Origin of the sequence: Falsiroseomonas oryzae, assembly GCF_027856955.1 — a bacterium.
GTDB classification, from domain to species: Bacteria; Pseudomonadota; Alphaproteobacteria; order Acetobacterales; family Acetobacteraceae; genus Falsiroseomonas; species Falsiroseomonas oryzae.
Genome location: NZ_JAPSMD010000281.1, coordinates 1 through 7,223 on the forward strand (window position 1 = coordinate 1; position 7,223 = coordinate 7,223).

The window sequence follows — 7,223 nt, forward strand, 5'->3', positions numbered from 1 at the left end:
CGGGACTACCTGGCGCGCACCGACGCTGCGCATCGTGGCGGGTTGCTGCGCCGCCTGCACCGCGAGGTCCTGGGCGGGCTACCCGCCATCCGCCCGCCGCAGCGCTGAGCGGCCGCGCCGCAGCGCCGCACGCTCCCGCCACAGCAGCGCCAGCAGCGCAGGGTCCTCCACCAGGTAGCGCCGCGCCAGTCGCCGCGGGTCCTGCGCCAGGCGCCAGGCCCATTCCAGCCCGGCACGCTGCACCGGTCGCGGGGCGCGGACCTCCTCGCCCGACAGGAAGCGCAGGCTCGCACCGACGCAGAGCGCCGTGCCTGTCGCCCGGCCGCGCCGCGCGGCCTCGCGTGCGACGATCTCCTGCCGGGGCGATCCGACGCAGAGGAAGGTGAAGCGCGCCCGCGCCGCCTCGACGAAGGCGACCGCCTCGGCCAGCGCCGCGGGGTCGGTGTCGAAGCCCATCGGCGGGTCGTGGTGCAGCACGTCGCGCAGCCCGAAGCGCACAGCGACGGCCGAGACCGTCACGGGCGTCGCGCCCACCACGGCGATGCGGTCGGCGGGCGTCACGACCTCCGACATCAGCCGCGCGGTCAGGTCGCTGCCCGGTACCACCGGGGGCGTCGGCAGTCCCATGGCCAGCGCAAGCCGCGCGACGACGCGACTGTCCAGCAGCCGCCAGGCGGCCTCCCGGTAGAGCGGGCCGTAGCGCGCGGGTTCGCGCGCCAGGCGCACCAGGTGGTCGGCGTTCGGCGTGACGAGGTAGGCCAGCGGCGCAGCGGCCGGACGCGCCGCCAGCGTCGCCAGCATCGCCTCCGTGCCGAGCCCGGTGAACTCCAGCCCGAGCAGCGCGGTCATGCGGCTTGCGACGCCGCGACCGCTGCCGGCCGGTCAGAGCGCAATGCGCAGCCGCAGGGCGAGCAGGTCGCGGTCGTATTCCTGGATGCCGGTGGAGGCATCGATCCGGCGCACATGCTGGTAGGAGCCCACCAGGGACAGGTTGCGGTTGATCAGCCATCGCGCCGAGAGGATCGCGTAGCCGTCGGTGGCCTCCTGGCTCGGCTGCTCGTATTCGCGCCGGTCGACGCCGAGTTCCGCGCTGAGGATCACGTTGCGGAGGTATTCGTGGTCCACCCGCACCTGTCCCTGCGTGCGCGTGTAGGAGACCGCGTTGTTCCGGATGGATTCCTCGATCGTGCGCCGGGCGCCGAAGGTGACGGTCGTCAGCAGCGTCGGCTGCCAGGTGACCTCGGCCTCGAAGGCCGGCCCCGAGAGGTTCTTCAACTGCGGGCCGTCGTAATCGCGCTGCCGGTAGCCGACGGCGATCCGGAACGCCCAGATGCCGTCGAAATCGTAGGTCGCGCCGGCGAGAACCTCCCACGTCTTGCTGTCGCGGAAGCTCTGCGCGCTGTCGTCGTAGCGGATGTCCTGGAACCGCCCGATGACGTTGACGTAGCGCCCCGGGCCGACCTCGTAGTTGACACCGAGCGCGCCGATGAGGGAGCGGAAGTCGTAGCGGGCCACGTCGCCGGGCGGCGGCTGCCCGGGCGTGGTCGGCGGGCCTGATTCGACGTCCTCGTAGCTGTAGCCGCGGTAATTCCCCAGCGCGACGAGGCCAACCCGGTTGAAGCGCGTCTGCGCCTGCACCTGCGCCTCGTTGTAGTAGTAGGGAACGGGACGCGTCAGCCCGGCCTCCTGCACGTCGACGTTGGAGGTGTCGAGGTGCTCCTGCACGCGGTTGAGCCGCACCTCGACGTTGCTGTCGGGCGTCACGTCGTAGCGGCCGAAGGCACCGACGGCGTAGTCGGTCCAGTCCAGATCGCGGTTGTCGAAGTAGCGGCGGTGCTGGATCCGGCCGGTCAGGCCGAGCGCATGGGTGCTCCAGTCGCTCTGCACCGCGGCGTCGGCGCCGATGTCGGTGAAGCCGTCCGACTGCCGGTTGTTCTTCGTCGCGAAGAGGTTGCTGTCGTAGCCGATGCCGAGATCCGCGCCGGCGCTGACCCGGAAACCGTCGAGCCTGACGCCGAGGGGGTCGAAATCCGCCCGGGGCCTTTCCAGGACGGTCACGCCCCGCGCCGCCTCGCCCCGGGGCACGGCCTGCGCCCCCGCCAGGTCCGGCACGACGAAAACTCCCATCCCGGCAACGATAACGAGGCGGTGCATTTGCAAACGTGCAACTCCTTTTCTTTGTGCCCCCGTCCGCTCGTGCTACCACACCGCCCTGGACGCGACTCATCAACGGAACGGCAACCCCCGATCACGATGATTTCACCGCCCAACGAACGAAAAATGCCATGACGGCCACAGCGCAAGCCCCAGGTGCGGAGGCGCCTGCCGACCGGTCCGGAGCTGGACCGGGCGCGGCGCCGCGTACCGCCGGCCCCGCCGGGCCACGTCCGGCCGAGGTCCTGACCGCCGGTCCGTCGCTGCGGGATTTCGTGACGGCGCCGGACCACCGGTTGCGGGATCTGCTGGCTTTCGGCATGGCTGTCGAAGCTGGCCGGCCCCTCGGGCCGGATGGCGCGGAGGGCATGCGTCGGCAGGCCGAGGCCGATCTGCAGGCGCACGCGTTCCGCGTCCTGCACAACCAGGTCGAGGCGATCCGGCGACAGGCCATGGAAGAGCAGATGGCCCGCATGTCGCGCGGCCAGTCCTTCGTCCGGCTGGTCCTCGCGAACCTCGTCGCGCTGATCCTGGCCGGCGTGATCGCCTTCGTCGCCTGGACGGCAGAGCCCGGGCTGGCGAGCTACGTGACCGACACCCTTGCGCAGTTCCTTGCGCAGTTCTCCGCGAGGCCCTGAACCGCATGCTGCGCCCGATGCCGCTGAACCTGGGCTATCCCGAGAAGCCCGGCGAGACCGTCCTGTCCAAGGCGGTCTCCGCCTGCCGTCGCCAGTTCGGCACGGTGGCCGTGTTCAGCGGCATGGTGAACCTGCTGCAGCTCACCGTCTCGCTCTACATGATGCAGGTGTTCGACCGCGTGCTCTCCACGCGCAGCCTGGACACCCTCTACTACCTCACCGCCATCGCGCTCTTCGCGCTGCTGGTGATGGCGATCCTGGACGGGCTGCGCGGCCAGGTGATGCAGCGGGTCGCCGGCTGGATCGAGGGCAAGGCCGCGCCCGAGGCCTTCATCCGCGCCATCGAGAGCCAGCTGCGCAACCGCCCCTACCGGATGGAGGCGCTGCGCGACCTCTCGGTCTGCCGCGGCTGGCTCGGCTCGCCGGCCTCGCTGACACTGTTCGACGTGCCCTGGGTGCCGATCTACCTCGCGGTGATCTTCATCCTGCATCCCGTCCTCGGCTGGATCGCCTTCCTGGGCGCGCTGGCGCTGTTCGTGCTGACGTTGGCCAATGAATGGGCGACCGGCGCGCTGGTCCGCCAGGCCTCGACCGGCGCCATGGCCAGCCAGCGCCGCGCAGAGAGCATGGTGCGGAACGCCGAGGTGATCGACAGCATGGGCATGGGCCCTGCGGTCATGCAGCGTTGGCGCGAAGGGCTCGCGGCGTCGCTGCCGCCGCAGGAGCGCGCGGCGGACCGCGCGGCCTTCCTGCTCTCGATCACCCGCTTCTTCCGCCTGGCCGTGCAGGTGGCCGTGCTCGGGGTGGGTGCGCTCCTGGTGCTGGAGCAGTCGCTGACGGCCGGCGCCTCCATCGCCGCCTCCATCATCATGGGCCGCGCGCTGGCGCCGGTGGAGCAGATGATCGGCGGGTGGAAGCAGCTGGTGCAGGCGCGCGCCGCCTATCGCCGGCTGCTCGGCTTCCTGGCGCTGCCGCGCCTGCGACCGCCAGGCATGGCCCTGCCCGAGCCGACCGGCCGCATGGCGGCGGAGCGCGTGACCTTCGGCTTCCCCGGACAGCCCGTGGCCATCATCAAGGGCGTGTCGTTCAGCCTCGCCGCCGGCGAATCGCTGGCGGTCATCGGCCCCTCCGCGGCCGGCAAGACAACACTGATCCGCCTGCTGATCGGCACGCTGCAGCCTTCCGCCGGCACGGTGCGGCTGGACGGCGCCGATGTCTTCACCTGGATGCGCGAGGATTTCGGCCGCTACGTCGGCTACCTGCCGCAGGACGTGGAGCTGTTCGACGGCACCGTGCTGCGCAACATCGCGCGCATGGGCGACGCCGACCCCGAGATGGTCTTCGAGGCGGCGCGGATCGCCGGCTGCCACGAGATGATCCTGCGCCTGCCGCAGGGCTACGACACCGAGATCGGCGATGGCGGCCAGCACCTCTCGGGCGGGCAGCGCCAGCTCATCGGCCTGGCGCGCGCCATGTTCGGCAACCCGAAGCTGGTGGTGCTGGACGAGCCGAACTCCAACCTCGACGGCGACGCCGAGCAGTCGCTGATCCGCGGCCTCGAGGACCTCAAGCGCCGCGGCACGACGGTGATCCTGGTCTCGCACCGCCCGACGCTGGTGCAGGGCGTGGACAAGGTGCTGCTGATGCGTGACGGCGCGGTCGAGGCCTTCGGCCCGCGCGCCGAGGTGCTGAAGCGCCTGGTGCAGCAGCAGAGCCGGCCCGCCGAAGTCACCGCAGGCCGCGCATAGGGCATCCCGCGATGAGTGAGACCACCCTGCCCCGCAACGCGGTCGTGCCGCAGCCGGCCGGCCGCCCCCCCGCACTGTGGCAGCCGCCGCAGGAGATGCTGATCCTCGACGCGCCGCGGCCGCGCACGCGCGCGCCGATGCTGCTCGGCTGGTTCGTCGTGGTGGCCTTCGTCGTCGGACTGGGCGGCTGGGCCGCGCTGACGCCACTGGCCGAGGCCGCGATCGCCGGCGGCCTGCTGAAGGTGGAAGGCACGCGCCGCACCATCCAGCACTTCGAAGGCGGCATCGTGCGCGAGATCCTGGTGCGCGAGGGCGACAGCGTGCAGGAAGGCCAGGCGCTGATCCGGCTGGAGCAGCCGCAGGCGCTGCAGCAGACCGAGACGCTGCGCAGCCAGCGCTGGGCGCTGATGGCGCAGGATTCGCGGCTGGTGGCGGAGCTGGCGGGGGCGGCCGCCGTGGCGTTCCCGCGCGAGTTGCTGGGGGCCGAGGCGGCGCGCGCGCAGGACGCGGTCGCCGGGCAGCGCGCGCTGTTCGAGGCGCGGCGCATCGCCTTCGACAGCCAGATGAACGTGCTGCGCGCCCGCATCGAGCAGTTCCAGGCGCAGATCGGCTCGGCCGAATCGCAGCGCACGGCGCAGACGCGCATGCTGGTGCTGCTGCGCGCCGAGGAGGAGAACACCGCCGTCCTGCTGCGCCAGGGCCTGGCACGCCTGCCCCAGCTGCTGGCCATCCAGCGCCAGGTCGCCTCCACCGAGGGCAACGTGGCCGACATCGGCAGCCAGATCGAGCGGTCGCGCGCGCAGATCGCCGAGGCCGAGCGCGAGATGCGGCGTCTGCGCGATCAGCGCATGCAGGAGGTCTCGACCGAGCTTCGCGAGGTGCGCGTGCGCCTGGCCGAGGCCGAGGAGCGTCTGCGGGCCGCGGAGAACGTCTCGACCCGGCTCGAGATCACGGCGCCGGAGGCCGGGACGGTGCTGAACCTCCGCGTCTTCACCGTCGGCGCCGTCGTGCGCGCCGGCGACCCCGTGATGGACCTCGTGCCGCATCGCGACCGCATCATCGCCGAGGTCAATGTCCAGCCGAACGACATCGAGACGGTGCATCCCGGCCTGGTCGCGGAAGTGCGGCTGCCGGCCTTCAAGTCGCGGACGGTGCCCTACCTGCACGGTCACGTGACCTTCGTCGCCTCCGATGTCACGCAGGACGACCGCCGGGGCACCGCCTACTACCGCGTGCACATCGAGATCGACGAGGACCAGCTGCGCGCGCTGGACGGCGTGACGCTGCGGCCCGGCATGATGGTGGAGGCGCAGATCCAGACCGGCAGCCGGTCCTTCGGGCGCTACCTGCTGCAGCCCGTCTTCGACAGCTTCCACCGCGCCTTCCGCGAGCAGTAGTCGCGGCCGCAGCCGCCCGCGCGACGGCCCGGCTGCGGAACACATCGGCGTGCCCCGGCTGGCGGCGCTGCGCGCCAGCGTCCATAACCCCTTGGATCAGGAACCCCGGACATGACGGCCACCCCCATCCTCTTCGGCGACGGCATCATCGACGTGCACGTCGCCAACGGAGTTGCGCGCATCACCATCGGTGCTGCGACCACGCAGCAGGAGGCGAAGCCCTCGCCGACCGGCACGCTTGTCGTTCCCGTGATGCAGCTGCCGGTCTTCGCCCGCGTGTTCGGCGAGGTGACGCGCCAGGTGGAGCAGCGCGCCAAGGACGCGTTGGCCCAGGCCCAGGCCAAGGCCGCCGGGACCGGCGGATCGGCCGAGCCGGCGGCGGGCGACCAGGTCACCGGCGCGTTCCGATTCAACGGATGAGTCCGCTGCGGTGAGCCCGCCGACAGGTCTCGCCGCCGTCATCTGCACGCATGCGCGGCCGAACTATCTTGCCGCCTGCCTCGAAGGCCTCGTCGCACAGCAGGGGCCGCCCCCGGCGCTGCTCGTCGTCGACAGCGCCTCTCCGCCGCCGGCGGCCGCCGAGATCGCGAGCCTTGCCAAGGCGGCCGGCGCGGCGCTGATCCGCGCCGACCGGCCCGGCCTGTCCCATGCGCGCAACCTGGGGCTCGCCGCCTCGCGCGCCCCCTGGACGGCCTTCCTGGACGACGACGCGGTCCCGGCCGCGGACTGGACCCGCCGCATGGCCGAGGCGATCGCCGGCATGCCACCCGCTGCCGCAGCCCTTGGCGGCCGCATCCTGCCGCACTGGGAAGGACCGCTGCCGCCCTGGTGGCCGGAGACGCTGCGCGGCGTGCTGACCATCGTCGAATGGGAAGGCCGCGGCGAGGCAGGCCGCGACCTGCCGGCGGGCGTCGCCGTCTACGGCGCGAACATGGCCTTCCGCACCCGCGCGCTGCGCGACATCGGCGGCTTCCCGGAAGGACTCGGCCGGATCGGCGACCGTCTGCTCTCGGGCGAGGAGGTCGAGGTCCTGGACCGGCTGCGCGCGGGCGGGCTGCGCGTGTTCTACGACGGCCGGGTCACCGTGCGGCACAGCATCCAGCGGGAGCGGCTGCGCCCGGACTGGCTGCTCTCCCGCCTGCACTGGCAGGGCGCGACCGATGCGCTGCGCGACCGCCGGCGCGGCACCGCGCACCGGGCGCCGCGCGCCGCGGCGAAGCTGCTGGTGCAGGCGCCGCTGCTGCTCTGGCCGCCGCACTCGCCCAGTTTACTCCGCGCGCGCTGCG

The 7,223-nt window shown here is 72.4% G+C and carries 7 protein-coding genes; 5 read left to right on the plus strand and 2 right to left on the minus strand.

Translation table 11 applies throughout. The features are described 5' to 3' along the window. Window positions 1-78: 78 nt before the first annotated feature. The gene (locus tag OZN99_RS21585) at window positions 79-849 is read right to left on the minus strand and encodes a WecB/TagA/CpsF family glycosyltransferase (protein WP_270937317.1); all 771 of its coding nucleotides are present in this window, start codon (window positions 847-849) and stop codon (window positions 79-81) included. Window positions 850-882: 33 nt separating this feature from the next. Next, complete coding sequence (locus OZN99_RS21590) at window positions 883-2,154, minus strand: outer membrane beta-barrel protein (RefSeq protein ID WP_270937318.1); 1,272 nt, start codon at window positions 2,152-2,154, stop codon at window positions 883-885. 8 nt (window positions 2,155-2,162) lie between these two features. On the opposite strand from OZN99_RS21590, the gene OZN99_RS21595 reads away from it, so the two are divergent. From OZN99_RS21595 to OZN99_RS21615, 5 genes are all read left to right on the plus strand, one after another. After that, window positions 2,163-2,792 (plus strand): hypothetical protein, encoded by a 630-nt coding sequence (locus OZN99_RS21595; protein WP_270937319.1) that lies wholly within the window; start codon window positions 2,163-2,165, stop codon window positions 2,790-2,792. A gap of 5 nt (window positions 2,793-2,797) precedes the next feature. Beyond that, window positions 2,798-4,540 (plus strand): type I secretion system permease/ATPase, encoded by a 1,743-nt coding sequence (locus tag OZN99_RS21600; protein WP_270937320.1) that lies wholly within the window; start codon window positions 2,798-2,800, stop codon window positions 4,538-4,540. Between the two features lie 11 nt (window positions 4,541-4,551). Continuing rightward, window positions 4,552-5,937: an HlyD family type I secretion periplasmic adaptor subunit gene (locus tag OZN99_RS21605; RefSeq protein ID WP_270937321.1), complete on the plus strand. Its 1,386-nt coding sequence runs from the start codon at window positions 4,552-4,554 to the stop codon at window positions 5,935-5,937. 111 nt (window positions 5,938-6,048) lie between these two features. Beyond that, window positions 6,049-6,357: a hypothetical protein gene (locus tag OZN99_RS21610; RefSeq protein ID WP_270937322.1), complete on the plus strand. Its 309-nt coding sequence runs from the start codon at window positions 6,049-6,051 to the stop codon at window positions 6,355-6,357. A 10-nt stretch (window positions 6,358-6,367) separates the two neighbouring features. After that, on the plus strand, window positions 6,368-7,223 hold an 856-nt coding region (locus OZN99_RS21615; protein WP_270937323.1), incomplete at its 3' end, for a glycosyltransferase family 2 protein.